This is a genomic window from Pseudomonas sp. FG47, assembly GCF_057809115.1.
The window spans coordinates 1-24,027 of sequence record NZ_JBMDJI010000008.1 but is presented as its reverse complement, the minus strand read 5'-3'; the positions used below and the strand labels follow the sequence as shown (position 1 = coordinate 24,027).

The 24,027-nt window shown below is 66.4% G+C and carries 25 protein-coding genes; 12 read left to right on the top strand and 13 right to left on the bottom strand.

Going from position 1 to position 24,027, the window contains the following annotated elements; genetic code table 11:
* Nucleotides 1–23: 23 nt before the first annotated feature.
* The 3 genes from ACODS5_RS09190 (at nucleotide 24) to ACODS5_RS09180 (ending at nucleotide 1,198) form a co-directional block, all read left to right on the top strand.
* Nucleotides 24–344 (top strand): YbjQ family protein, encoded by a 321-nt coding sequence (locus ACODS5_RS09190; protein WP_134693982.1) that lies wholly within the window; start codon nucleotides 24–26, stop codon nucleotides 342–344.
* A gap of 138 nt (nucleotides 345–482) precedes the next feature.
* Nucleotides 483–671 carry a hypothetical protein gene (locus tag ACODS5_RS09185; RefSeq protein ID WP_134693981.1) on the top strand — a complete coding sequence of 63 codons (189 nt, stop codon included), beginning with the start codon at nucleotides 483–485 and terminating at the stop codon, nucleotides 669–671.
* A 221-nt stretch (nucleotides 672–892) separates the two neighbouring features.
* Nucleotides 893–1,198 (top strand): hypothetical protein, encoded by a 306-nt coding sequence (locus ACODS5_RS09180; protein ID WP_134693980.1) that lies wholly within the window; start codon nucleotides 893–895, stop codon nucleotides 1,196–1,198.
* Between the two features lie 158 nt (nucleotides 1,199–1,356).
* Here ACODS5_RS09180 and ACODS5_RS09175 read toward each other — a convergent pair whose 3' ends face one another.
* The 3 genes from ACODS5_RS09175 to ampC all read right to left on the bottom strand — a co-directional run bounded on the left by ACODS5_RS09175 (nucleotide 1,357) and on the right by ampC (nucleotide 3,761).
* The gene (locus ACODS5_RS09175; protein WP_217848383.1) at nucleotides 1,357–1,689 is read right to left on the bottom strand and encodes a hypothetical protein; all 333 of its coding nucleotides are present in this window, start codon (nucleotides 1,687–1,689) and stop codon (nucleotides 1,357–1,359) included.
* A 307-nt stretch (nucleotides 1,690–1,996) separates the two neighbouring features.
* Nucleotides 1,997–2,620 carry a glutathione S-transferase family protein gene (locus tag ACODS5_RS09170; RefSeq protein ID WP_134693977.1) on the bottom strand — a complete coding sequence of 208 codons (624 nt, stop codon included), beginning with the start codon at nucleotides 2,618–2,620 and terminating at the stop codon, nucleotides 1,997–1,999.
* A gap of 1 nt (nucleotide 2,621) precedes the next feature.
* Nucleotides 2,622–3,761 carry a class C beta-lactamase gene (gene ampC, locus ACODS5_RS09165; RefSeq protein WP_489108459.1) on the bottom strand — a complete coding sequence of 380 codons (1,140 nt, stop codon included), beginning with the start codon at nucleotides 3,759–3,761 and terminating at the stop codon, nucleotides 2,622–2,624.
* A gap of 149 nt (nucleotides 3,762–3,910) precedes the next feature.
* Between ampC and ACODS5_RS09160 the strand changes: the two genes are divergently transcribed.
* On the top strand, nucleotides 3,911–4,894 hold the full coding sequence (locus ACODS5_RS09160; RefSeq protein ID WP_489108458.1) for a bile acid:sodium symporter family protein: 984 nt from the start codon (nucleotides 3,911–3,913) through the stop codon (nucleotides 4,892–4,894).
* Nucleotides 4,895–4,962: 68 nt separating this feature from the next.
* Here the strand turns inward: ACODS5_RS09160 and gspI are convergent, their stop codons facing one another.
* Entirely contained in the window at nucleotides 4,963–5,337 is a 375-nt protein-coding gene (gene gspI / locus ACODS5_RS09155; protein WP_489108457.1) for a type II secretion system minor pseudopilin GspI, read from the bottom strand.
* A gap of 147 nt (nucleotides 5,338–5,484) precedes the next feature.
* Here gspI and gspG point away from each other — a divergent pair, with 147 nt between their 5' ends.
* The 7 genes from gspG to gspF are packed head-to-tail and all read left to right on the top strand — an operon-like array spanning nucleotide 5,485 to nucleotide 13,305.
* On the top strand, nucleotides 5,485–5,931 hold the full coding sequence (gene gspG, locus ACODS5_RS09150) for a type II secretion system major pseudopilin GspG (RefSeq protein WP_253093590.1): 447 nt from the start codon (nucleotides 5,485–5,487) through the stop codon (nucleotides 5,929–5,931).
* A 6-nt stretch (nucleotides 5,932–5,937) separates the two neighbouring features.
* Nucleotides 5,938–6,888, top strand: coding sequence for a type II secretion system minor pseudopilin GspK (gspK, locus tag ACODS5_RS09145; RefSeq protein WP_489108456.1), 951 nt, complete (start codon nucleotides 5,938–5,940; stop codon nucleotides 6,886–6,888).
* A complete protein-coding gene (gene gspL, locus ACODS5_RS09140; RefSeq protein ID WP_134693971.1) occupies nucleotides 6,885–7,805 on the top strand; it encodes a type II secretion system protein GspL in 921 nt (306 codons plus the stop codon). Before gspK ends, gspL begins: the two co-directional genes overlap by 4 nt.
* Entirely contained in the window at nucleotides 7,795–8,316 is a 522-nt protein-coding gene (gene gspM / locus ACODS5_RS09135) for a type II secretion system protein GspM (RefSeq protein WP_489108455.1), read from the top strand. The genes gspL and gspM overlap by 11 nt, the downstream gene beginning before the upstream one ends.
* The gene (gene gspD, locus ACODS5_RS09130) at nucleotides 8,313–10,682 is read left to right on the top strand and encodes a type II secretion system secretin GspD (protein WP_489108454.1); all 2,370 of its coding nucleotides are present in this window, start codon (nucleotides 8,313–8,315) and stop codon (nucleotides 10,680–10,682) included. Before gspM ends, gspD begins: the two co-directional genes overlap by 4 nt.
* Nucleotides 10,679–12,100, top strand: a complete 1,422-nt coding sequence (gene gspE / locus ACODS5_RS09125; RefSeq protein ID WP_489108453.1) for a type II secretion system ATPase GspE — start codon at nucleotides 10,679–10,681, stop codon at nucleotides 12,098–12,100. Before gspD ends, gspE begins: the two co-directional genes overlap by 4 nt.
* Complete coding sequence (gene gspF, locus ACODS5_RS09120; protein WP_489108452.1) at nucleotides 12,100–13,305, top strand: type II secretion system inner membrane protein GspF; 1,206 nt, start codon at nucleotides 12,100–12,102, stop codon at nucleotides 13,303–13,305. The genes gspE and gspF overlap by 1 nt, the downstream gene beginning before the upstream one ends.
* Before the next feature lie 206 nt (nucleotides 13,306–13,511).
* On the opposite strand, the gene ACODS5_RS09115 is transcribed toward gspF, so the two are convergent.
* A complete protein-coding gene (locus tag ACODS5_RS09115) occupies nucleotides 13,512–14,000 on the bottom strand; it encodes a signal peptidase II (RefSeq protein WP_134693966.1) in 489 nt (162 codons plus the stop codon).
* A gap of 184 nt (nucleotides 14,001–14,184) precedes the next feature.
* Here ACODS5_RS09115 and ACODS5_RS09110 point away from each other — a divergent pair, with 184 nt between their 5' ends.
* Nucleotides 14,185–15,231: a class I SAM-dependent methyltransferase gene (locus ACODS5_RS09110; RefSeq protein WP_489108451.1), complete on the top strand. Its 1,047-nt coding sequence runs from the start codon at nucleotides 14,185–14,187 to the stop codon at nucleotides 15,229–15,231.
* 51 nt (nucleotides 15,232–15,282) lie between these two features.
* On the opposite strand, the gene ACODS5_RS09105 is transcribed toward ACODS5_RS09110, so the two are convergent.
* From ACODS5_RS09105 to yghU, 8 genes are all read right to left on the bottom strand, one after another.
* Complete coding sequence (locus ACODS5_RS09105; protein ID WP_489108450.1) at nucleotides 15,283–16,527, bottom strand: saccharopine dehydrogenase family protein; 1,245 nt, start codon at nucleotides 16,525–16,527, stop codon at nucleotides 15,283–15,285.
* Between the two features lie 35 nt (nucleotides 16,528–16,562).
* Entirely contained in the window at nucleotides 16,563–17,660 is a 1,098-nt protein-coding gene (gene nspC / locus ACODS5_RS09100) for a carboxynorspermidine decarboxylase (RefSeq protein ID WP_489108449.1), read from the bottom strand.
* A gap of 233 nt (nucleotides 17,661–17,893) precedes the next feature.
* Nucleotides 17,894–18,559: a M24 family metallopeptidase gene (locus ACODS5_RS09095; protein WP_134694161.1), complete on the bottom strand. Its 666-nt coding sequence runs from the start codon at nucleotides 18,557–18,559 to the stop codon at nucleotides 17,894–17,896.
* Nucleotides 18,560–18,599: 40 nt separating this feature from the next.
* On the bottom strand, nucleotides 18,600–19,217 hold the full coding sequence (locus tag ACODS5_RS09090) for a TetR/AcrR family transcriptional regulator (RefSeq protein WP_489108448.1): 618 nt from the start codon (nucleotides 19,215–19,217) through the stop codon (nucleotides 18,600–18,602).
* An 89-nt stretch (nucleotides 19,218–19,306) separates the two neighbouring features.
* Complete coding sequence (locus ACODS5_RS09085; RefSeq protein WP_489108447.1) at nucleotides 19,307–20,224, bottom strand: pyridoxal-phosphate dependent enzyme; 918 nt, start codon at nucleotides 20,222–20,224, stop codon at nucleotides 19,307–19,309.
* Between the two features lie 14 nt (nucleotides 20,225–20,238).
* Nucleotides 20,239–20,940 (bottom strand): helix-turn-helix transcriptional regulator, encoded by a 702-nt coding sequence (locus ACODS5_RS09080; RefSeq protein WP_489108446.1) that lies wholly within the window; start codon nucleotides 20,938–20,940, stop codon nucleotides 20,239–20,241.
* An 88-nt stretch (nucleotides 20,941–21,028) separates the two neighbouring features.
* Nucleotides 21,029–22,732 (bottom strand): amidase, encoded by a 1,704-nt coding sequence (locus tag ACODS5_RS09075; RefSeq protein ID WP_489108445.1) that lies wholly within the window; start codon nucleotides 22,730–22,732, stop codon nucleotides 21,029–21,031.
* Nucleotides 22,733–22,905: 173 nt separating this feature from the next.
* Nucleotides 22,906–23,745, bottom strand: a complete 840-nt coding sequence (gene yghU / locus ACODS5_RS09070) for a glutathione-dependent disulfide-bond oxidoreductase (protein ID WP_489108444.1) — start codon at nucleotides 23,743–23,745, stop codon at nucleotides 22,906–22,908.
* Nucleotides 23,746–24,027: the final 282 nt, after the last annotated feature.

Genomic DNA, 24,027 nt, shown 5'->3' with positions numbered 1-24,027 from the left:
TGTTCGTAGCAGGAGTACCACTCATGATCATCAGCACCACCAGCCAGCTCGAAGGCCGCCCTGTCGCCGAGTACCTCGGCGTGGTCAGCGCCGAATCGGTGCAGGGGATCAACTTCGTGCGCGATTTCTTCGCACGTTTTCGCGACTTCTTCGGCGGCCGTTCGCAGACCCTGGAGAGCGCGCTGAAGCTGGCCCGCGAGCAGGCCACCGAGGAACTCATGGCGCGGGCACGGCAGTTGCAAGCCGATGCCGTGCTGGGGGTGGACTTCGAGATCAGCATGCCGTCGGTGCAAGGAGGCATGGTCGTGGTGTTCGCCACCGGCACGGCGGTGCGGCTGAAGTAAGCGCTTGCCACTGGTCGGGCTGTGTCTGATTGCCCGGTTAGTCTGCAAATGACCGGCTAGTCTCACTTCAGCGGACCGCCGCTTCTCTAGGCAAGCGCGTTGCTTGTCGGCACGGTCACCATTGGAGGGAGACAGGGCATGAGCGAATCCTATTACGAAGACTTGAACGATGCGTTTCCGATCAACAGCCAGGTGCGTTGTGGCCAGGCGGCCTTGCGCCTGGGTTTTGCCAACATGACTCTGGACGAGTCGGAGCAGTTACAGCCTGCCCATTTGCAGCGGGCCAAGAAGGGCCGGTTCATGCCGCGGGTGCCCTCGAAAAAGTAAATCGACGTTGATCCCAGCGCGGGGCAAGCCCGCTGCCACAGGTGCCGTGCAATGGCCTGTGGCAGCGGGCTTGCCCCGCGCTTGCGTTCAGGCGCCCGCCCAACGGCGCGATTTTCCCAGCATTTGTTGACCCCGCTCATGGTATCGGCGCGTCACCCTCGCCGGGTGGCTGCGACTGTGCTTTTCTTGCGCGGCATTTCAGACTCGGAGTAATCAGCGCAATGCGAATCAGGGAAGAGACCTACTGGCAATGGGCCGATGCGCAGTTGCACAGCCGCAGCCATGATGAGGAATTGAGCGATGGCACCAGCATCGATGTGCAGGTGCGGCTTTCCCGGCTTGGCGCCACGCAGTTGTTCGTGGGCGTGTACGCCCAGGGGGGCAAGGCCCTGCTCGAGGAGTATTACCCGGCGCGGCCTGGTGAAACCATGACCCGCGCGTTGGTATGGGGTGTCGACCGGGCCAGGGCAGTGGCCACGGGTGCCTTGCCGCTGCCTGAGGAGGCGGCACGAAGGCTTCGGGCCTGAGACACTGGCGGCGAACCCCGGCGTAGCCGGGGCCAGGCACCGCGGCGCTGGCTTCGTCAGCACTACGGATTGGGCGTCGCGCGCAGATTGCGCACATGAAAAAGCCCGGCCTTGCAGGGCCGGGCTCAAGCAGCGCTGTACGCTTGGTTGAGACACGCTCAGTTCAGCGTATCGATCACCTTGACTGCCTGCCGCTCACGGGCGGTAGGCCATTCTTGTTGCAGGGTCTGGAGGACGCGACCGACGAAGGTGGTGTCGGCGGCGGCCTTCTTGCCGACGTAGCCCTGGCCACGACGGTAGACCTTGAAGCGGGCGCGCATGCTGGGCATGTGCGATTCGAATTCAGCTTCGACCGTGTTCGGCGGCAGACGGTCCAGGCGGACGTCGCCGGACTGGCTGACCCACAGCAGGTGGTCGTCGAGGCTGTCTTTGCGCGCGGCGAACAGCTGGGCCAATTGGTCGATGGTTGGATTGTTGTTCAAGTTCATCATAAAGCCCCCATTACTCTCATTCGTTGGTGAAGTTCGGCTGAAGTTCACATTCGGCGCCACACCATGTAGCGCGCTAACCAAGGCTGCTACAGCAGCATCGCAACAGGGGCTTTCTCACGCTGCCTTCTGGGCAGTTTCCCTCTCCACGGACGGCCTGCGTTACCGCGCAGGCCGTCTGGAACACCCTTGCCACCGCTCCCGATCAGGGAGACGGCCTCATCATGCACAAGGCGCGGGAAGGGCGTCAATGGTTTTGTAGTGATTATTTTTTGTCACTACATCTTGTCGGACAATCCAGCTCGTTCTGTCAGGCCAGGCCGTTATCACCGTGTTCCAGGTAGCCCGGGCGCTCGCGCAGGCGCCAGTGGTAGGCCTCCAGCGCCGGCAGTGACGGGTGCTCCAGCGGTGTGCGTCGCCAGCGGTTGAGCGACAAGCCAATGGCCACGTCGGCGATGCTGAAATCGCTGCCGGCGACATAGGCGCCGGTGGTCTGCAGGCGCTGCTCGAGCAGGCGCATCCTGGCCGTCCACTGGGCGCTGGCGGCGGCCAGCAAGGCCGGGTCCTGGTGGGCCGGGGACTGACGCACCAGCGACATGAACGGGTAGCGCCAGGCGTCGTTGAGGTCGGTGGCCTGCCAGTCCAGCCACTGGTCCACCGCGGCGCGGCTGCGCGGGGCGCTGGGGTAGAGGTGTTCACCGCCGTACTGGTTGACCAGGTAGCGCAGGATGCTGTTGGACTCCCATAGCACGAAATCGCCATCGACGATCACCGGCACCATGGCGTTTGGGTTCAGGGCCAGGAACTCGGGGCTGTCGGTGGCGCGAAAGCCGCTGCCCCAGTCTTCGCGCTGGAACGCAAGGCCCAGTTCCGCGCAGGTCCACAGCACCTTGCGCACGTTGATCGAGGACGCTTTGCCAAGGATCTTCAGCATGTCAGTGCTCCAGGCTGGACAGGATGCGTTGTGCCGCGCGCACGCGTTCTTCGTTGGGGTAGTTGCGGTTGGCCAGCAGCACGATGCCCATCTGCTTGGCGGGCACGAAGGCGACATAGGCGCCGAAGCCACCGGTGGCGCCGGTCTTGTTGTACCAGGCGGCAGGGTCGGCGGGCAGCGCTGGTTGCAGCGCGCGGACGGGGTTTTCCCCGTGGATGATCTTGGCGCCGTTGTACTCTAGCAGGGTGTCGAGAGCGACGGGGTATGGATAGCGCTCCCAGCCCAGGCCCTGGGTCATCGGGCCGACCTGGAAGAAGCCGGATTGGGTGATGGCGATGGCGTTGCGCAAGGCCGGGTCCAGCGTGGTCGGTTGCAGTTGCAGTTGTACGTAGCGAAGCAGGTCGCTGGCGCTGGTCTTGATGCCGTAGGCCTCGTCGGCGTAAGGGCCCGGGTTGACCCGCAGCGGTTTGTCGTCGGCGTCATAGCCCTGGGCGTACAGGCCGCGTGCGTGGGCCGGTACTTCCAGGTAGGTATGCTTGAGGCCCAGGCGCGGCAGCAGCCCCTGGGTCATCAGCTCGGCGAATGGCCGCTGCTGGGCACGGGCGGCCAGGTCACCGAACAGGCCCAGGCTGGGGTTGGAGTAGCAGCGGTAGGTGCCCGGCGCGTGGCGGCGTTGCCAATGCTGGTACCAGGCCAGGGTCTGCTCGGGCGTTTGCACGGCATCCGGGAATTGCAGCGGTAGGCAGTCGCCGCTGTAGGTGCCCAGTTGCAGCACGCTGGCGCTGCCGATCGGTGCCTTGGCCAGGGCCGGCTGGTAGCGGCTGGCGGGGGCCTGGAGGTCGAGCGTGCCTTCGGCGCTGGCCAGGGCGGCGAGGGTGGCGGTGTAGGTCTTGCTGATCGAGCCGATCTCGAACAGGGTGTCGCGGCTCACCGCCTGCTTGTCGACCTTGTTCGCCCAGCCGTAGTTGAAGTAATGCGACTGACCGTTGGCATAGACCGCCACCGCCATGCCCGCGATATGTTGCTCGCGCATCAGCGGTTCGATCACATCGTCGACGGTGGCTTGCAAATCATTGGCCAGCAGCGGGGGGGCCGCGAGGGTCAGGGCGGTGGCCAGCAGCCAGGGCGTGGGGCGTTTCATGGTCGGGGCGTTCCTTGTCATCAGTCTCGGGGAGGCGAAGCGCTGCTCGGTGTGTCCGTTGGGCGACATCGCAGGGGGGGCCGGCGTTAGCGGCAGAAGGGCCGAGACCTTATCGTCCAGGCTTGCACAAAGACAAGACGGAATCTGTGATGAGATATTTGCGCATGCTGTTCGACAACTTCACCCTGGCCTTGCTTGCAGTGGTGTTCATCGCCACCGTGCTGCCGTGCTCCGGTGACGGCGCGGTACTGTTCGGCTGGCTGACCAATCTGGCCATCGGCCTGCTGTTCTTCCTGCACGGCGCCAAGTTGTCGCGCGAGGCGATCATCGCCGGCGCCGGGCACTGGCGCCTGCACCTGCTGGTATTCGCCTGCACCTTCGTGCTGTTTCCGCTACTGGGGCTGGCGTTCAAACCGTTGTTCGTGCCGCTGGTGGGCAACGAGCTGTACCTGGGCGTGCTCTACCTGTGCGCCTTGCCGGCCACGGTGCAGTCGGCCATCGCCTTCACCTCGCTGGCCCGCGGCAACGTGCCGGCGGCGATCTGCAGCGCGGCGGCCTCGAGCCTGCTGGGGATCTTCCTTACGCCCCTGCTGGTGATGCTGTTGCTGGGGGCGTCGGGCGATACCGGCTCGGGGTTGGACGCGGTGCTGAAGATCACCCTGCAACTGCTGGTGCCCTTCGTTGCCGGTCAGCTTGCCCGGCGTTGGATCGGAGCCTGGGTCAAACGCAACGCGCGCTGGTTGAAGGTGGTGGACCAGGGATCGATCCTGCTGGTGGTGTATACCGCGTTCAGCGAGGCGGTGGTCACCGGTTTGTGGCACACGGTTTCACCGCAACACCTGGCGGGGTTGTTCGCCGTGTGCGGGATCTTGCTGGCGGTGGTGCTGCTGGGGACGCGCTTGTTGGGGCGGGTGCTTGGGTTCAATGTCGAGGACCGCATCACCATTTTGTTCGCCGGGTCCAAGAAGAGCCTGGCCACGGGGGTACCGATGGCCCAGGTGCTGTTCGTGGGCGGTGGGATCGGGGCGATGATCTTGCCGTTGATGTTGTTCCACCAGATCCAGCTGATGGTCTGCGCGGTGTTGGCCCAGCGCTACGCGGCGCGGGCGGAGGCGGCGCCAGTGGTGCCCTGAACGCTGCGGCTTGGGCTTGCAGGGGGCGCCTGGTGGGATGGCGCCTGCTCTGATGGAGGCTAAAAAAACTATTGTCCAACACCTGGCGACACCACCAACGTCTGCAACCTTGCCAACGCCGGCCCCTCGCCCTGGCGATCGAATACCTGCAGCGATACCTCCAGCAACCCACCCTGCGCCTGGGCGATGCGCTGCTCGCAGCGCAGGCGCAAGCGCCCCTGGTCACAGTCGAACTGCCGGGTGCCGGGCTTCGCGCCGCCCTCCAGGCGCAACTCGGCCAGCCGCCCCTGGGCCGCCAGCAACGCCAGCGCCTTGTCGCGTAGCAACCCGTTGCCCTGGGTCATCAGCCCGGTGGCGCGCACGGCTGCGGCCATGGCCACGGCGACAATGGTCAGCGCCACCAGCACTTCGATCAGGGTGAAGCCTTGTTCCTGGCGGCGCACGGCATCTGCTCGCTTCGAGGCAAAGGGGCACTCTAGAGCGGCGCGATGACCGTTTGACGACGCCGACTCCCGAGCTTTTTCAATATCAGTGACATACCCGCTTGCCACAATCGGCCCCCGATTCGAACTCACGCAAGGAATGCCGAGATGCAGATCGCCCGCCGCAGCGCCACAGGCCGCCGTTTCCGCCAGCAGGGCTTTACCCTGATCGAGATCATGGTGGTGGTGGTGATCCTCGGGATTCTCGCGGCCATGGTGGTGCCCAAGGTGCTCGACCGCCCCGACCAGGCCCGCGCCACCGCGGCACGCCAGGATATCGCCGGGTTGATGCAGGCGCTCAAGCTCTACCGCCTGGACAACGGCGGCTACCCGAACCAGAACCAGGGTCTGAAGGTATTGGTGGAGAAGCCGGCCCAGGCCAAGGACGGCCAATGGCGCGCCTACCTCGACCGCCTGCCCAACGACCCCTGGGGCCGCCCTTACCAGTACCTGAACCCGGGGGCCAACGGCGAGGTCGATGTGTTCTCCCTGGGGGCCGACGGCCAGGCCGGCGGCGACGGGGTGAATGCCGATATCGGCTCGTGGCAGTTGTGACCGGCCATGGCGCGCGAAGAGGGCATGGCCGTGATCAGCGCCTTGCTGATTGCCGCGGTGGTGGCAGTGATCGCCGCAGGCATGATCGAGCGCCAGGGGCTGCTCGCCCGGCAGTTGGAGAACCGCCAGCTGGCGTTGCAGGGGCAATGGGCGCTGGAGGGCGGCTTGCAGCTCAGCCGCCAGCGGCTGCTGGAACAACGAATGAGTGACCCGCTGGTGCGCAGCGGGCAGCCCTGGGCGCGTCCGATCCTTGGCCTGCCTTCGGCTACGGTGCCGTTCGATGGGCGCCTGGAGGACGAGCAGGGCAAGTTCAACCTGCGCAACCTGGTGGTCGACGGCCAGCTCGATGCCGAGGCGCTGGCCACCTTCCAGCGCTTGTGCGCGTTGATCGGCGTCGAGGCGCGCCTGGCCACGGCGATTGCCGGCCAGGTGATCGACAGTTACCCGCAGCGCCCTGCGCAAACGCCGGCCACGGCCGAGCAAGGCCTGGGCAGCGGGCGCCTGACTTCGCCGGCGGTGGCCGCGCAGCCCTTGCCGGCCAAGCGCCCGATGTTGCGTAACCTGGATGCCCTGGCCTCGCTCAAGGGCATGGATGGCAAGACCTTGCGGCACTTGCAGCGTTTCGTCACGGTGTTGCCGGCCCTGACCTGGGTCAACGGCAACACTGCCAGCGCCGAAGTGCTCGCCGCCCAGGTGCCGGGGCTGTCATTGCCGCAGGCCACTGCGTTGGTGGCCGAGCGCGACGCTGGGCGCTGGTTCATCAATCGCGGTGACTTCGTCAACCGCTTGCGCATGCCGCAGTTGGCTACGACCGATGTGCGGGTGGGCATCAACAGCGACTGGTTCCGCTTCCATGGCCAGGCGCGCCTGGGCGCTCGCGCGTTGCCGATGCAGGCACTGCTGCGCCAGCGCGAAGGCCAGTTGGCGGATGTGATTTGGACGCGGGTGGGCGCATGAACATGCTGCTGGAGATCCAATTGCCGCCGCTGGCCGAGTTGACGGCGCAATCGCCGCTCGACTATCGCCATGGCGAGCAGCACGGCCAGGCGACGCGTGGGCAACTGGCGGCGCGGGCCAAGGGCATGGTGTGGCGCCTGCATCTGCATGAAGACGACAGCCTGGCCCTGGCCATCGCACTGCCGCCGCTGACCGGCAAACGCCTGGCGGCGGCGGTACGCTGCGCGGTCCAGGGCCTGGTGCTGGGCGATGCCGGGCAGCTACATGTGGCCCATGGTCTGCGCCAGCCCGATGGTCGCGTCGCCGTGGCCTGGTTGGGGCAGCCGCAGCTGGCGCACTTGCAGGCTTGGTTGCAGGGCGAGCGGGTTCGCCTGGGCGGTGTGTTCGCCCAGCCCGCCGACGGCCTGCCGGCGCCGGACCTGGCAGGCGGCCTGCAGGGGCCGGCGAAACCGCTGGGCTGGGGGCCGGTGGTGGCGATCTGGGGCGTGGCGGCAACGGTCTGGTGCCTGGGGCTGAACCTGCACGCCGCGCAGCTGGCCAGCGCCGGCGAACAGCTGGGCGCGCGCATGGTCAGCCAGGTGCGCCAGGCGTTTCCACACTTGCCGGTGGTGCTCAACCCGTTGCAGCAGGCGCGCCAGCAGTTGCAGGGCGGGCAGGGAGCGGCGGCATCGGGTTTGCCGGCGCTGCTCGAAGGCGCCGGGCAGAGCATGCCGTTTCTGGCCGGTAACGTAGCGGCGCTGAGCTTCCAGGACGGGGTGCTGCGCATCACCCCGTTGGCCGAAGGCACCCAGGCGCCGACAGGCAGTACTTGGCAGGCCGACCTGGCGGCGCGCGGCATCGAGGCGGGTGTCGATGCCCAGGGCTGGACCTTGCGCGCCGGTGGGGCCCGGCAAGAGGAGCTGGCCCATGTCGATTAAAACGCGCCTGGGCGTCGCGCGGACGCAGGTGCGCCAGCGCTGGCAAGCCCTGGCCCCTCGCGAGCGGCGTGCCGTGGGCCTGACTGCCGGCTTGCTCGCTGCGCTGTTCTGCTGGCAGGTGCTGATTGCGCCGGCCTTGGCCAGTATCGCCCACTGGGAGGCCGAAACGCCCAAATTGCGCAGCCAGGCCCAGGCCCTTGACGCATTGCTGGCCCAGCGTGCCGTAGCGCCCCCGGCCGACCTCGAACAGGCCTTGCGCCAAAGCCTGACCCAGGCGGGGCTGCACAACCAGTCGCGCCTCGCGCGCATGGACGGCGCCTGGCAACTGGACTGGCAGCACGCACCTGGCGAAGCCGCGGTGGCCTGGTTGCAGCAGGTACCCGCGCGCCTGGGGCTGAGCATCGGCCAGCTGGTGCTGCAGCGCGATGCGGACCACGCGCCGGCCGGGCCTGTGACGTTTTCTGGAACTCTTCGCATGGATCAGGCGCCTGGCGCTAAGGACCCTTCATGACCTGCCTTCACTCCCGGTTGCTGCCGTTCGCGCCCCTGGCGCTGGCCTTGGCGCTTGCGGCCTGCACCACCTCGCCGGCCGTGCAGACACCCCTGGCCAGCAGCGAGCTGGGCAGGCCGCTCGCCGCGCTCGGCGGCGCCCCGACTACCTTGGACCATCAAGCCCAGGCCAGCCCAAGCCCGCGCCCGGCCGCGCGGCAGATGCCTGCGCGAGTCGGCCAGCGGCACAGCCGCGCGACGCCGCTGGCGGCGCAGAGCAACCCCCTGGGCGACCAGCCGGTGCAGTTGAATTTCGTCGACGCCGATATCCAGGCCGTGGTGCGCGGCCTGTCCCGCGCCACGGGCCGGCAGTTTCTGATCGATCCGCGGGTCAAGGGCCAGCTGACCCTGGTCTCCGAAGGCGAGGTGCCCGCGGCCAAGGCCTACGCCATGCTGCTGGCGGCCTTGCGCATGCAGGGCTTGAGCGTGGTCGACGTCGGCGGCGTGGCCCAGGTGGTGCCCCAGGCCGACGCCAAGCTGCTCGGTGGTGCGCTGGCCAACGACGATCGTGTGGCCGGCAACGGCATGCTCACCCGCACTTTCCGCTTGCAGTACGAAAACGCCGTCAACCTGATCCCGGTGTTGCGCCCGATCGTTTCGCCCGACAACCCGATCAACGCCTACCCGGGCAACAATACCCTGGTCGTAACCGACTACGCCGAGAACCTCGAGCGGGTGGCGCAGATCCTCGACCGGGTCGATATTCCCAGCGCCATCGACACTGATGTGGTGGCGATCCAGAACGGCATCGCCAGCGACATCGCCAGCATGGTCAACGAACTGCTCGACAGCCAGGGCAGCGACCCGACGCAGAAGATCAGCGTGCTCGGCGACCCGCGTTCGAACAGCGTGGTGATTCGCTCGGGCAGCCCTGAGCGCACCCAGTTGGCCCGCGACCTGATCTACAAGCTCGACAATGCGCAGAACAGTGCCGGCAACCTGCACGTGGTATACCTGCGCAACGCCCAGGCCGACAAGCTGGCGCAGAGCCTGCGAGGGTTGCTCACCGGCGAAAGCGATAGCGCCAGCAGCGACGGCACCCGGGCGCTGCTCAGCGGTGGCGGTATGCTCACCGGGGGTAATGGCAACGGCGTCAATGGCACCAGCGGCACGCCGCAGGGCAACAGCAACCGCGGCGCCAACTCGAGTCAGGGCCACAACGGCCTGGGCGCCGGCAGCACGCCCAATGGCTATGGCAACGGCCTGGCCCAGGGCGAGCAGGGCACGGCGTTCTCTGCCGGCGGCGCGACCATCCAGGCCGACAAAACCACCAACACCCTGCTGATTTCCGCGCCGGAGCCGCTGTACCGCAGCCTGCGCGAGGTGATCGACCAGCTCGACCAGCGCCGCGCCCAGGTGGTGGTGGAGAGCCTGATCGTCGAAGTGGGCGAGGACGATGCCAACGAGTTCGGCATCCAGTGGCAGGCTGGCAACCTGGGCAAGAATGGCGCGTTCGGTGGTGCCAACCTTGGCGGCAGTGGCCTGACCAAGGGCGCCACCAGCATCGATGTGCTGCCCAAGGGGTTGTCGGTGGGGGTGGTCGACGGCACGGTGAAGATCCCCGGTATCGGCGAGGTGCTGGACCTCAAGGTGCTGGCCCATGCACTCAAGAGCAAGGGCGGCAGCAACGTGCTGTCGACGCCCAACCTGCTGACCCTGGACAACGAGGCGGCGAGCATCTTCGTCGGCCAGACCATCCCGTTCGTCAGCGGCCAGTACGTCACCGACGGTGGCGGCAACAGCAACAACCCGTTCCAGACCATCCAGCGCGAGGAGGTTGGCCTGCGCCTGAACGTGCGCCCGCAAATCTCCGAGGGCGGCACGGTCAAGCTGGACGTCTACCAGGAGGTCAGCAGCGTCGATGAGCGCGCCTCCAGCGCCGCCGGTACCGTCACCAACAAGCGCGCCATCGACACCAGCATCTTGCTCGACGACGGCCAGATCATGGTGCTCGGCGGCCTGTTGCAGGACGGTTATACCCAAAGCAACGAAGGTATCCCGTGGCTGTCCAGCCTGCCTGGGGTCGGCGCGTTGTTTCGCAACGAGCGCCGGGCCAGCAACAAGACCAACCTGATGGTTTTCCTGCGCCCGTATATCGTGCGTGATGCCGGGGTCGGGCGCAGCATCACCCTCAACCGTTACGACTTCATCCGCCGCGCCCAGGGCAACCTCAAGCCCGAGCACTCCTGGGCCCTGCCCGACATGGACATGCCGTTGTTGCCGCCGGTGGAGCAGGGCGTGCCGGACCAGGGGCGGGCACAACCGGCGGCGCTGCGAACGCCCCGGGCAGCGCTGCGCGCGGTGCCGGTGGACGAGGTCGCCCGGTGAGCCGGCTGCCCTATGCCTGGGCCAAGGCCCAGCGCCTGGTGTTGCAGGCCGACGGCGAGGCCGCGGCGCTGCTGTCGCGTTGCCCGTCGAGCCCTGGCTGGGCGCTGGCCGAGGTGCGCAGGCGGCATGGTCAGGTGCGAGTCGAGATGCTCAGCGATGCGCAGATGGATGCCCTGCTGGTCAGCGCCTATGCCGACACCGGCAGCGCCGCGGCCGTGGTCGGCGCCGCCGAGAACGAGGTCGACCTCGACCGGCTGTTGCAGGACATCCCGGAGGTCACCGACCTGCTCGAAGCCCAGGACGACGCGCCGGTGATCCGCATGATCAACGCCTTGCTCACCCAGGCCGCACGCGACCAGGCCAGCGATATCCATATCGAGCCGTTCGAGAGCCACTGCCTGGTGCGCTACCGGGTCGACGGCACCCTGCGCGACGTGGTCTCGCCACGCAAGGCCCTGCACGGCGCGCTGGTATCGCGGATCAAGATCATGGCGCAACTGGACATCGCCGAGAAACGCCTGCCCCAGGATGGCCGCATCGCCCTGCGTGTGGCCGGGCGGCCGATCGACATCCGCGTGTCCACCGTGCCCACCGGCCACGGCGAGCGGGTGGTGATGCGTCTGCTGGACAAGCAGGCCGGGCGCCTGCGCCTGGAGGCGCTGGGCATGGATGGCAACCTGCTGGCGCGGCTCGACCAACTGATCCGCCAGCCCCACGGCATCGTGCTGGTCACCGGCCCCACCGGCTCGGGCAAGACCACCAGCCTGTACGCCGCGCTGGCGCGCCTGGACGCCAGCGTCAGCAACATCCTCACCGTCGAGGACCCGGTGGAGTACGACCTGCCGGGGATCAGCCAGATCCAGGTCAACGCGCGCATCGACATGAGCTTTGCGGTGGCCCTGCGGGCCATTTTGCGCCAGGACCCGGACGTGATCATGATCGGCGAGATCCGCGACCTGGAAACCGCGCAGATCGCCGTGCAGGCCTCGCTGACCGGGCACCTGGTGCTGGCCACCCTGCACACCAACGATGCGGTGTCGGCGGTCAACCGCCTGGTCGACATGGGCGTCGAGCCGTTCCTGCTGGCCTCGGCGTTGCTTGGGGTATTGGCCCAGCGCCTGGTACGGCGCCTGTGCCCGCATTGCCGCCAGCCGGACCCGGCCGCGCCCGGACAGTACCGTGCCGTGGGGTGCGCGCAGTGCAATCATTGCGGCTACAGCGGCCGTACCGGCATCCACGAGTTGTTCTGTGTCGACGACCAGGTACGCGCCCTGGTGCACCAAAGCGCCGACGAGCAGGCCTTGCGCGCCGCCGCCCGGCGCAATGGCATGCGCAGCATGCGCGAGGATGGCCAGCGCTGGGTCGACAACGGCAGCACCTGCCTGGAAGAAATCCTTCGCGTGACACGGGATGCCTGATGAACCGCTATCGCTATGAAGCCGCCGACGCCCAAGGCCAAATCGTCAATGGCCTGCTCGAAGCCGACGGCCCGGGCGCGGCCCTGGCGCAATTGCGCGCGCTGGGCCTGACCGCCTTGCAGGTGGAGGCGCAGACAGCGCCTGGGCAGGGCGGTGGGTTGTTCAGCCCGAAGCTTGCCGATGGCGACCTGGCCTGGGCCACACGTCAACTGGCCAGCCTGCTGGCCGCTGGCCTGCCGCTGGAGGCGGCGCTGGGGGCGACCTTGGAGCAGGCCGAGCGCAAGCATATCGCCCAGGTGTTCGCTGCCGTGCGCGGCGATGTGCGCAGCGGCATGCGCCTGGCCGATGCCCTGGCCGAGCGGCCGCGGGATTTCCCGGACATTTACCGGGCGCTGGTGGCGGCGGGCGAGGAGTCCGGCGACCTGGCCCAGGTGATGGAACGCCTGGCCGACTACATCGAGCAGCGCAACACCCTGCGCGGCAAGATCCTCACCGCCTTCATCTACCCCGGCGTGGTCGGCCTGGTGTCGGTGGGCATCGTGATTTTTTTGCTCAGCTATGTGGTGCCGCAGGTGGTCAGCGCGTTTACCCAGGCGCGCCAGGACCTGCCTGGGTTGACCCTGGCCATGCTCAGCGCCAGTGACTTCGTGCGCGCGTGGGGGCTGTTGTGTTTCACCGCCCTGGCGGCGGCCGTGTGGGGCTGGCGGGTCTATTTGCGCGCCCCGGCGGCGCGCTTGGCCTGGCACGCGAGGATCCTGCGGCTGCCGTTGCTCGGACGCTTCGTGCTGGGCCTGAACACCGCGCGCTTCGCCTCCACCCTGGCGATCCTCGGCAGCGCCGGGGTGCCGCTGCTGCGCGCGCTGGAGGCGGCGCGCCAGACCTTGGGCAACGACCGCCTCGACCAGTGCGTCAGCCAGGCCACCGCGCGGGTGCGCGAAGGCACGAGCCTGGCCCCGGCGTTGGCGGTGGAGAAAGTGTTCCCGCCGCTGCTCATCCACCTGATCGCCAGTGGCGAGAAAACCGGCAACCTGCCGCCGATGCTCGACCGTGCCGCCGACAGCCTGGCCAAGGACATCGAGCGCCGGGCCATGGGCATGACCGCGTTGCTTGAGCCGCTGATGATCGTGGTAATGGGCGCTGTGGTGCTGCTGATCGTCATGGCGGTACTGATGCCGATCATCGAAATCAACCAGCTGGTGCAGTGACCTGTGCCGCCACCGTCCACACCTGCTGGAGCAGTTGGAGGCCGCACCGCGCTAAAGGCCAGCTCTTTGCGAGCGGCCCGACGCAATCCCCTGTAGGAGCGGCCTTGTGTCGCGAAGGGTCGCAAAGCGACCCCATCAATCTAGAATTGGAACGCGCAAATCCGAAACAATCGCAAAGGCCTCGAAAGGGCTGCCGCCAAGGGCGATCAGCGTTTGCTCGGCCGGGTAATGCCGTCCACCAGCAGCACAGCGGCGCCGGCCATGATGGCGATGTCGGCCAGGTTGAACACACCGGTGTGCAGGCTGCCGATGTTGAGCACCAGGTAGTCGACCACGTGGCCGTCACGAAACACCCGGTCGATCAGGTTGCCCAGCCCGCCCACGGCGATGAACCAGGCGGCGCTGGCCTTGACCGGCGCCGATTGCCAGTGGCGCCAGGCCCAGACCATGGCCCAGCCGCACACCACGCCGACGGCGGCCACGAATATCAGTTGCTTGAGCCACGGCGCCAGCCCGGCGCCGAGGCTGAGAAACGCGCCGGGGTTGAGGCTCAGGGCCAGGTCCAGCCAGACGCTCTGGTTGCCATAGACATAGCTGTGCTGGTCCAGGGCGACCAGGGCGATCAGTTTTACCCACTGGTCGATAATGATGAAGGCGATGCCCAGGGTCAGGACAAGGGTGCGGCTGGAAAACATGCTGGCAGTTCCTTTTGTGCGCGAATGCGGCTGTCGGGCACGCCCGCAGCGCGGCGAAGATAGCGCAGGCGGGTCTAGACTTAAAGCCCGGGTCTGTTGCAGGCGCGACCCGATCATCCATCCGACCACCGCCCCCGGACCGGACGTCGCCGACGGTGGCCTACTGGCAAGAGGAGGGCAGGTCATGGACGAGACGCGGCTTCACGAATTCATGGGTAGGCTGGTGGGCGATATGGGCGCGGCGGCGACGCTGGCCAATGTCATCCTTGGGGATGAACTCGGGCTGTACCGTGCCATGGCCGACAGCCAGCCGATCACGCCCGAGGGGCTGGCCGAGCGCACCGGCTGCCAGCCGCGACTGGTGCGCGAGTGGCTCAATGCCCAGGCGGCGGCAGGCTACATGAGCCACCACGATGGCTGCTTCACCCTGCCTGAAGAGCAGGCCATGGCCCTGGCGCTGGAGGATTCTCCCGCCTACATGGCCGGTGGCGCCGCAGTGGTCGCGGCGCTGTTCCACGACAAGGACAAGCTGGTGGCGGCCATGCGCGGCGATGGCGGCGTGCCCTGGGGCGATCATCATCCGTGCATGTTCAGCGGCACCGAGCGTTTCTTCCGCCCCGGTTACCGGACGTTCCTGGTGGCCGATTGGTTGCCGGCGCTGGAGGGAGTGGTGGCCAAGTTGCAGGCCGGCGCCAAGGTGGCGGATGTCGGCTGCGGCCACGGGGCGTCGACCATCGTCATGGCCCAGGCTTTTGCAGCCTCGCATTTTGTCGGCTACGACTATCACGCTCCCTCGGTGCAGACTGCCAGCGAGCGGGCGCGCGAGGCGGGCGTGACAGACCGGGTGCGCTTCCAGCAGGCGTCGGCCAAGGACTATCCGGGCAACGACCTGGACCTGGTGTGCTTCTTCGATTGCCTGCACGACATGGGCGACCCGGTGGGGGCGGCGCGCCATGCCTATCGGGCGCTCAAGGCCGATGGCACGGTGATGCTGGTGGAGCCGTTCGCCGAGGATACGCTGGATGCCAACATCAACCCGGTCGGCAGGCTGTTCTACGCGGCGTCCACCTTCATCTGCACACCTAATTCGCTGTCTCAGGAAGTGGGGCTGGGGTTGGGGGCGCAGGCCGGGGAGGCCAGGTTGCGGGCAGTGTTCGAGGAGGCGGGTTTCACGCGGTTCCGGCGGGCGACGCAGACGCCGTTCAACCTGATCCTGGAGGCCAGGAAGTAGCGATCAGCACAAACAGAAGGGGCGCCATTGGGCGCCCCTTCGTTTTGCAGCTTAGGCTTCAGCGTCCCACGGACGATCGCCTTTTTCATCCTTGACGCGGGTCGGCAGGCCCATCACGTCCAGCGCCTTGAGGAACGGCTCGGCTGGCAGCTCCTCGACGTTGACCATGCGTCCGGCGTCCCATTGGCCGCGGGCGACCAGCAGCGCCGCCGCCACTGGCGGCACGCCGGCGGTGTAGGAGATACCCTGGCTGTCGGTCTCGGCGTAGGCTTCTGCGTGGTCGGCCACGTTGTAGATGAACACCTCGCGCGGCTGACCGTCCTTGGTGCCCTTGACCAGGTCGCCGATGCAGGTCTTGCCGGTGTAGCCCGGGGCCAGCGAAGCCGGGTCGGGCAGCACGGCCTTGACCACTTTCAGCGGCACCACTTCCAGGCCTTCGGCGGTCTTCACCGGTTGCTCGGAGAGCAGGCCGAGGTTTTTCAGGACGGTGAACACGTTGATGTAGTGCTCGCCGAAGCTCATCCAGAAACGCACGTTCGGCACGTTGAGGTTCTTCGAGATCGAGTGAACTTCATCATGGCCGGTCAGGTACAGGTTCTGCGCACCTACCACTGGCAGGTCGTCGGTGCGCTTGACCTCGAACATGCTGTTGCTGGTCCACTGGCTGTTCTGCCAGCTCCACACTTGCCCGGTGAACTCGCGGAAGTTGATTTCCGGGTCGAAGTTGGTGGCGAAGTACTTGCCGTGGGAACCGGCATTGACGTCGAGGATGTCGATCGAGTCGATGCGGTCGAAATACTGCTGCTGCGCGAGTTTCGCGTAGCTGTTCACCACACCCGGGTCGAAGCCGACACCGAGAATGGCGGTAATGTTCTTCTGCTGGCACTCTTCGAGGTGTTTCCACTCGTAGTTGCCATACCAGGGCGGGGTTTCGCAGATCTTGCCCGGTTCTTCGTGAATCGCGGTGTCCAGGTAGGCGACACCGGTATCGATGCAGGCGCGCAGCACCGACATGTTGAGGAAGGCGGAACCAACGTTGATCACGATCTGCGATTCGGTCTCGCGGATCAGTGCCTTGGTCGCCTCGACATCGAGGGCATTGAGCGAGAAGGCCTGGATGTCGGCGGGTACCTTGAGGCTACCCTTGGCCTTGACGCTGTCGATGATGGCCTGGCATTTGGAGATGTTCCGTGACGCGATGGCAATACGACCGAGTTCGTCGTTATGCTGCGCGCACTTGTGGGCCACCACCTTGGCGACACCTCCTGCACCAATGATAAGAACGTTCTTCTTCAATTTACCTTGTGCTCCTTACTGAAAAGGCCTGCCCATCAGGACAGGCTGGAAACGTAGTCGTCGAAGCCGAATTCGCGCACCAGTTCGACGCTGCCGTCGAGCTGCTTGACCGCGATGGACGGCATTTTCAGACCGTTGAACCAGTTTTTCTTGACCATGGTGTAGCCGGCCGTGTCGACGAACGACAGGCGGTCACCAATCTGCAGCGGCTTGTCGAATTGGTACTCGCCGAAGATATCGCCGGCCAGGCACGATTTGCCGCAGACCATGTAGGCGTGCGCGCCATCGTTGGGGGCCATCTTGGCGTTGAGGCGGTAGATCAGCAGGTCAAGCAGGTGCGCTTCGATCGAGCTGTCGACCACGGCCAGGTGCTTGCCGTTGTACAGGGTGTCGAGCACGGTCACTTCCAGCGAGGCGCTGTTGGTGATGGCCGCTTCGCCTGGTTCCAGGTACACCTGCACGCCGTATTTCTCGGCGAAGCCCTTGAGGCGGGCGCAGAAGGCGTCCACGGCGTAGTCTTCGCCGGTGAAGTGGATGCCACCACCGAGGCTGACCCACTCGACCTTGTGCAGCAGGTGGCCGAAGCGTTCCTCGATGTGCGTGAGCATCTTGTCGAACAGGCCGAAGTCACCGTTCTCGCAGTTGTTGTGGAACATGAAGCCGGAGATCTTCTCGATCACCTTCTCGATCTTTTCCGGGTCCCACTCACCGAGGCGGCTGAACGGGCGCGCCGGGTCGGCCAGCAGGTAGTCGGAGCTGCTCACCTGCGGGTTGACGCGCAGGCCGCGAACCTTGCCCTCGGACTGCTCGGCGAAGCGCTCGAGCTGGCCGATGGAGTTGAAGATGATCTTGTCGCAGTTCTCCAGCATCTCTTCGACTTCGTCGTCGGCCCAGGCCACGCTGTAGGCGTGGGTTTCGCCGGCGAACTTCTGGCGGCCGAGCTTGAGCTCGAACAGCGAGGAAGAGGTGGTGCCATCCATGTACTGCTGCATCAGGTCGAATACCGACCAGGTGGCGAAGCACTTGAGGGCGAGCAGGGCCTTGGCCCCGGACTGCTGGCGGACATAGGCGATCTTTTCCATGTTGCCCAGCAGTTTCTGTTTATCGATGAGGTAATACGGCGTCTTGATCATTTAAAGGCCCCCGGCCAGGCCGGCCAAAAAAAGGACACGCATTGTGCCTTCACTTGTCGCGGTACGAAAGGGCGCGGGGCGCATTTCGTCCGAGTTGCCGGCGCATGCTCAGTTGAACAGGATAATGTGACCATCCGAAGCGGCCCCGCTGTGAGGCGCCGCTTGGCTGGGTCATGTTGCAGGGGCCGGCTTGCCGGCGAACACCGATATGGCCGGCGCCTACCGCGACGCGGTCAGCTCAGCAGGTCTTCGTAGAAGGCGCCGTAAGGCAGTTCGGGATGGGCGATCTGGATTTCCAGGATCCACAACCCCGCACTGGGTTGCCCGGCAAAATCGCCCAGGTTGCCACCGCGATAAATGGCGTGGGGGAAGTCGCTGACGCGGTGGCCCTTGATATCCATGTTGAGCCGCCAGCCCAGCTGCTGGGCGCGCTCGGCGGCGAAGCGGTAGAGTTCCACGCCGTTCACCCGCTGTGAGCGCCAATGGGCTTCGACCTCTTCGAACAGCGTCTTGGCGGCCTGGGCGCAGGCATGCATCTGCGGATCGTTGCCGGTGACGAAGGTGGCACCAGCATCTCCTTCATGGCCTTCGAAGACCACGCCCATGTCGATGAAATAGATGTCGTGCTTCCCCAGCAGCGGATCCCCCTCGGAACGCTCCTTGAAGGTTTTCAGTGTATTGCTGCCAAAGCGGATATGGGTGGGGTGCCAGATTCTTTGCATGCCCAGTTCCTCCAGCACGCTTTGGCCCAAGGCCCGTGCTTCGGACTCGCGCATGCCGGGGCCGATGCCCTGGGCGATGCGCTCGACGGCCTGCCAGGTCATGCGCTGGGCATGTTTCATCAGTTCCAGCTGATAGGGGGCGCCCACAGCTTCCTTTGCAGTGTTGGCGGCAGTCATGCCGGTACTCCTCATCGGGTGTCTATCGTTATGGTTATGCTCATATAGCGATAAGCTTCGCTGCCTCGATCTCTGGGCGCACGCCACGCAGGAACAGATTGGCCAAGGCCTGGGTCGACGCCCGCGTCGGCTTCAGCCGCGCCGAACTGCCGGGCGCCTCGCCAAAGCGGAAGCTGGCCAGGGGCGTGGACCAGAGGAACAGTAGCAGGTGCTCCGGCGCAGTCCGGGCAATCAGGCCTTGCTCCATCCACTGCGCCAGGCACGCCAGGTTCTGCCGGGCGCTCTGGCGCAGGGCCTCGCTGCGCTCGTCGGGCAGGCGCCGCCCGCCATGGAGCATCTCCTTGAGCCAGACGCGCGTGGCATGGGGGTGCCGGCGGGCCACTTCGGCCTTGGCCTTGAAGTAACGGGGCAGGGCCTGTTGCGGCTGCGCCTCGGGCGCCAGGCTACGCGCGGCGCGCAGCAAGGGCTCCATTACCAGGTCCAGCACGGCGCTGTAGAGCTGTTGCTTGTTGCGAAAGTAATAGAACACATTGGCCCTGGGCAGGCCGGCGCGGTTGGCGATGGCGTCGACCCGGGCGGCGGCGAAGCCGTGGTGGGCGAACTCCTCGCTGGCGGCAGTGAGGATCAGTTGCAGGTTGCGGTCACGGATACTGGGCATGGCTAAGGCAGGATGTCTGATTCGCTATATCGAAAAGTATATAGCGTTAACTGTCCTGCCTGCTATCGGTGTTCCGTGCCGGGGCGGAATCAGGCCAGTTGTTCGCGCCAGGCGCGCATTTGCTCCAGGGTCGCCGTTGCGCCACCGCAGACGATTACCAGTACATTTGCGTAGGGGGCAAGCACTTCTGGGCGCTGGAGCAACGCCAGCGCGGCGCCGCAGGCCGGTTCCACCAGTAGTCGCTGGTCGAGCAGCAGGCGCTCGCAGGCATCCAGCGCTTCACGGTCGCTGACCAGGTGGCTGAGCACGGTATGGGTGTGGCAGCAGGCCAGCGCCTGTTCGGCCACCCGCTTGGCCCCCAGCGAGGTCGCCACCGATTGGATGCCGGGCAGTTCCACGGTATGCCCGGCCGCGATGGCCGCGTGCAGCGAAGCCGCGCCCTCGGTCTCCACCGCCAGCACCGGTACGTCGTGCCAGCCATTGCGCTGCAATCCTTCGACCACGCCGCTGAGCAGCCCGCCGCCACCGACCGAGAGCACCACCGCGTCGGGTTTGAAGCCCGCCACAGCCACCTCGTCGATCATGCTGGCATGGCCGCTCCATAGCAGTGGATCGTCGAATGGATGGATGAACGCAGCGTTTGGCCCCAGCAGCGTTTGTGCGTGGGCGTTGGCCTCTTGCCAGGAACTGCCATGCACCACCACGCTGGCGTCTTCCTGGCGCAACAGCTCCTTGGCCCGCTCGGTGGTGGTTTCGGGCACCACCACAGTTACTGGCAACCCCAGCTTGCGCCCGGCATAGGCCACCGCCAGTCCGGCGTTGCCGCCTGAAGACGAGACGAAATGCTGCGCGCCACGGGCCTGGTGTATTTCACAGGCGTGGCCGACCCCACGCAGCTTGAACGAGCCGCAGGGTTGCAGGGCCTCCAGCTTGAGCCAAACCGGGCGCCCGGCAGTGCGCGACAGGGGACGGGACTCGATCAGCGGGGTATGGATATGCAATGGCATGGGAGCTCCTGAGGTCAGTCGCGGGCAGCTGGCGTGTGCTCGCCGCGCAGCTGCTCCAGGTAGTTGTAGACGGTGTAGCGGGTGACGCCGAGGGCCTCGGCGGCCTTTTCCACGCCGCCCTTGACGATGAACAGGCCGCGTTCCTGCATGACCCGCACGGCCTCGACCTTGGCCTGTTTGTTCAGCCGGCCCTGGCCGCTGCGCAGCAGCGCGTCCTGGATGATCTCGGTCATCAGCACCGCCATGTCGGCGGGCTCGGCGTTGCTGGGCGTGGCGCAGGCCGCGCCCAGCGGCTGGAAGTGCTGGAGGAAGGCCATGGCCGCGTCGAGGCCGGTGACGTCGCTGTTCACGCACAGGCTGGCGAAGGGGTGGCCGGTGCTGTCGCGGAAGATCGCCGTGGCGCTGCGCAGGGTGCGGCCCTTGAGGGTGGTGGGGTAATTGGGCAATACCACTGGGTCGCAGCCACGCTGCTCGACCGTGGCGCGCATCAGCGCCTCGAAGCCTTGGTCCTGCTCAGGGGCGGCGAGGATCGGGCTGCCGACCTGGCGGCCGGAAAGATGGCCATTGACGATGGCCACCACGGAGTGCTCCGGGTGGTCGAGGTCGTGCAGGAGGATTTCCAGGTTGTTGGGCACGACGCTGCCCAGGGCCTTGAGGGTGGCCTTGAGGACGGTAAGGGTGAGCTGGCGTTCGTGAAAAGGATCGGAAGGGGGCATGGAAACTCGCCAAATTCAATATTGTGTTGAATTTTACACAATTGGTTGAATTTGGCGAGCGTTGTTCAAGCGCTTCGCGGGGCGTGGATCAGCCCAGTTTTGGCGTGCGCGGTGGGATCATCCGGCGCGACCCGGTCGACTCGAACGCGGCGGCGAATTTCAACAGGTTGTTGTCGCTGTAGGCGCGGCCTGCGAAGGTCAGCCCCACCGGCATGCCGATATCGGCCATCACGCCCATCGGCACGGTGACGGTCGGCACGCCCAGGTGACGAATCGCCAGGTTGCCGTTGGCCACCCAGATACCGTTGCTCCAGGCGATGTCCGCCGACACCGGGTTGACGTCGGCATCGGCCGGGCCGACATCGGCCACGGTGGGGAACAGCACCGCATCCAGGCCCTGGGCGTCCATCCAGTCTTCCAGGTCGAGCTTGCGCGTGGCCTCCAGGCCGCGCAGGCCATCGGGCACGGTGGCGATCTGGTCCCAGCTCTTCAGGCCGCGCTTGGCCATGTTGACGTATTCATCCATGCCGGCGGCCAGGTCGTCCTCACGGTTGGGCAGGGTACCCGGGTCGTGGGGGAAGATCTGTGGGCCGTCTACATCGGCCAGACGGTTGAGCTTGGGATCGTCGTTGGCGCGCAGGAAGTCGTCGAAGGCCCAGCCGGACAGCTCCCAGAGCTCGTCATGGAGGAACTCCTTGCTGACGATGCCGCGGTTGAACACGGTCGGCGCGCCGGGGCGGTCGCCTTCACAGTTGGAGACCAGCGGGAAGTCGGTTTCGACCACTTCGGCGCCGGCGGCTTCCAGGGCCTGGCGGGCCTGGTTCCACAGCTCGATCACGCTGGCGCGGGTGTTGATGCGCTGGCCAGTCGGGCCGCCGATGCCCGGCTTTTCCGAGGTGCCGGCTTCGGCGTCGGCATTGATGTACATGCGTGGCACTGCGAAGCGCTTGCCCTTGAGCGAGTCGGCGGTCACTGCCAGGTCCAGGTACGACTGCGGGCGCACGCTGGAGGCGGCCGGGATTGGCACCCACGGTTGCAGGCGCCACAGGTCGCCGCGCTGGTTGGCGTCGTCAGCCACTACCACGTCGAGGATCTCCAGCAAGTCGGCCATGGTCCGAGCGTAGGGCACGACCACGTCCATGGTCGGGGTCAGCGGCCAGTTGCCGCGCACCGAGATCACTCCGCGTGACGGGGTGTAGGCGCACAGGCCGTTGTTCGAGGCCGGGCCGCGGCCGCTGGACCAGGTTTCCTCGGCCAGGCCGAAGGCGCTGAAGCTGGCGGCGGTGGCGGTTCCGGCGCCGTTGGAGGAGCCCGAGGCGAACGGCGCGGTCAGGTAGTTGGCGTTGTACGGGCTTTCGGCGCGGCCATAGACCCCGCGCTGCATGCCGCCGTTGGCCATCGGCGGCATGTTGGTCTTGCCCAGGCAGATGGCGCCGCCAGCGCGCAGGCGCTCGACGGTGAAGGCATCGCGCTGGGCGACCAGGTCCTTGAATGCCGGGCTGCCGGAGGCGGCGGTCAGGCCCTTGACCAGGTAGCTGTCCTTGGCGGTGTAGGGGATGCCGTCCAGCGGGCCGAGCGTCTGGCCACGGGCGCGACGGGCGTCGGAGGCTTCGGCTTCTTTCAGGGCTTCAGGGTTGCGCACCACCACGGCGTTGAGTGTGGTGGCGGTGCCCTGGCCATCATAGGCGTCGATGCGCGCCAGGTAGGCCTTGACCAGTTCGACGGCGGTCGTGCGGCCGGACTCGAGCGCGTCGCGCAGCTCGGCAATGGAAACCTCGGTTACCTCGATCATGCTGTCACCACAGTTGTGCAGGTGGAAAAATCATGGCGGCGAGTGTAGCAAGAAGGTCCCGAGGGGCGCAGGCATGCAGTGGGGAAATGCTTCGTTGCAGCGCGGCATTCTGGCCGTGCCACGCGGTCCTTGCAGACGCGGCCTTGCCGACGCCTCGGCAAGGCCGCTCAGGGTCAGTCCAGGTCCGCCGCGCAATGGCGCTCTGGCACCTGGCTGGCTTCGTCGCCCCAGGTGCGGTTGACCCGGGTGCCGCGCTGCACGGCTGGGCGTTGGGCAATGGCTTCGGCCCAGCGTTGCACATGCCGGTATTCATCCACCGCGAGGAACTCGGCGGCGCCGTACAGGTTGCCGCGCACCAGCTGGCCATACCAGGGCCAGACGGCGATGTCGGCGATGCTGTACTCGTCGCCGCCCAGGTAAGGGCTTTCGGCCAGGCGCCGGTCGAGCACGTCGAGCTGACGCTTGGCCTCCATGGTGAAGCGGTTGATGGCGTATTCGAACTTCTCTGGCGCATACACATAGAAATGGCCGAAACCGCCGCCCAGGTAGGGTGCCGAGCCCATCTGCCAGAACAGCCAGTTCAGGCTCTCGGTGCGCGCGGCCGCTGCCTTGGACAGCAAGGCGCCGAATTTTTCCGCCAGGTACAGCAGGATCGAGCCGGACTCGAATACCCGTACGGGCGGTTCGACGCTGTTGTCGAGCAGGGCGGGGATCTTCGAGTTCGGGTTGACCGCGACGAAGCCGCTGGCGAACTGGTCGCCTTCACCGATGCGGATCAACCAGGCGTCGTACTCGGCGCCGGCATGGCCGAGGGCGAGCAGTTCTTCCAGGAGGATGGTGACCTTGACGCCGTTGGGCGTGGCCAGGGAGTAAAGCTGCAGCGGCTGCTTGCCGATCGGCAACGGTTTGTCGTAGGTAGGGCCGGCGACGGGGCGGTTGATGCTGGCGAACTGGCCTCCAGAGGGGGCCTGGTGGGTCCAGACCTTGGGCGGAATGTACTCGGGCTTGCTCATGCGCGGAATCTCCTGGAAGGCGGAATGCGGCCAAGTAAAGGCGTTGACCTGCATTCATGCCATGGGTTCGGCGCGAGGGACAAATGCAATCGATGCATAACTGATATCGAGCCGCGAGGATTTACAGGTAGGGCCAGGTGTGAAGCAACCCCGCCAAGCACTTGAGGCACCGCTTCGCCTGGTTCGCCAGCAAGGCTGGCTCCTACGGGGCGGGGTTTGCCGCAAACGTGTAGGAGCCGGCTTGCCGGCGAACACCGGCATAGCCGGTGCCAACCACCGCGT

Coding starts and splice junctions, on each gene's coding strand:
- gspD (WP_489108454.1), top strand. CDS start 8,313: ATGACCTGCCTTCACTCCCGGTTGCTGCCGTTCGCGCCCCTGGCGCTG.
- nspC (WP_489108449.1), bottom strand. CDS start 17,660: ATGATCAAGACGCCGTATTACCTCATCGATAAACAGAAACTGCTGGGC.
- yghU (WP_489108444.1), bottom strand. CDS start 23,745: ATGAGCAAGCCCGAGTACATTCCGCCCAAGGTCTGGACCCACCAGGCC.
- ACODS5_RS09075 (WP_489108445.1), bottom strand. CDS start 22,732: ATGATCGAGGTAACCGAGGTTTCCATTGCCGAGCTGCGCGACGCGCTC.
- gspM (WP_489108455.1), top strand. CDS start 7,795: ATGTCGATTAAAACGCGCCTGGGCGTCGCGCGGACGCAGGTGCGCCAG.
- ACODS5_RS09185 (WP_134693981.1), top strand. CDS start 483: ATGAGCGAATCCTATTACGAAGACTTGAACGATGCGTTTCCGATCAAC.
- ACODS5_RS09090 (WP_489108448.1), bottom strand. CDS start 19,217: ATGCCCAGTATCCGTGACCGCAACCTGCAACTGATCCTCACTGCCGCC.
- ACODS5_RS09175 (WP_217848383.1), bottom strand. CDS start 1,689: ATGATGAACTTGAACAACAATCCAACCATCGACCAATTGGCCCAGCTG.
- gspG (WP_253093590.1), top strand. CDS start 5,485: ATGCAGATCGCCCGCCGCAGCGCCACAGGCCGCCGTTTCCGCCAGCAG.
- ACODS5_RS09110 (WP_489108451.1), top strand. CDS start 14,185: ATGGACGAGACGCGGCTTCACGAATTCATGGGTAGGCTGGTGGGCGAT.
- gspK (WP_489108456.1), top strand. CDS start 5,938: ATGGCGCGCGAAGAGGGCATGGCCGTGATCAGCGCCTTGCTGATTGCC.
- gspL (WP_134693971.1), top strand. CDS start 6,885: ATGAACATGCTGCTGGAGATCCAATTGCCGCCGCTGGCCGAGTTGACG.
- ACODS5_RS09180 (WP_134693980.1), top strand. CDS start 893: ATGCGAATCAGGGAAGAGACCTACTGGCAATGGGCCGATGCGCAGTTG.
- ACODS5_RS09115 (WP_134693966.1), bottom strand. CDS start 14,000: ATGTTTTCCAGCCGCACCCTTGTCCTGACCCTGGGCATCGCCTTCATC.
- ACODS5_RS09080 (WP_489108446.1), bottom strand. CDS start 20,940: ATGCCCCCTTCCGATCCTTTTCACGAACGCCAGCTCACCCTTACCGTC.
- ACODS5_RS09190 (WP_134693982.1), top strand. CDS start 24: ATGATCATCAGCACCACCAGCCAGCTCGAAGGCCGCCCTGTCGCCGAG.
- ACODS5_RS09170 (WP_134693977.1), bottom strand. CDS start 2,620: ATGCTGAAGATCCTTGGCAAAGCGTCCTCGATCAACGTGCGCAAGGTG.
- gspF (WP_489108452.1), top strand. CDS start 12,100: ATGAACCGCTATCGCTATGAAGCCGCCGACGCCCAAGGCCAAATCGTC.
- ACODS5_RS09085 (WP_489108447.1), bottom strand. CDS start 20,224: ATGCCATTGCATATCCATACCCCGCTGATCGAGTCCCGTCCCCTGTCG.
- ampC (WP_489108459.1), bottom strand. CDS start 3,761: ATGAAACGCCCCACGCCCTGGCTGCTGGCCACCGCCCTGACCCTCGCG.
- ACODS5_RS09095 (WP_134694161.1), bottom strand. CDS start 18,559: ATGACTGCCGCCAACACTGCAAAGGAAGCTGTGGGCGCCCCCTATCAG.
- ACODS5_RS09160 (WP_489108458.1), top strand. CDS start 3,911: ATGAGATATTTGCGCATGCTGTTCGACAACTTCACCCTGGCCTTGCTT.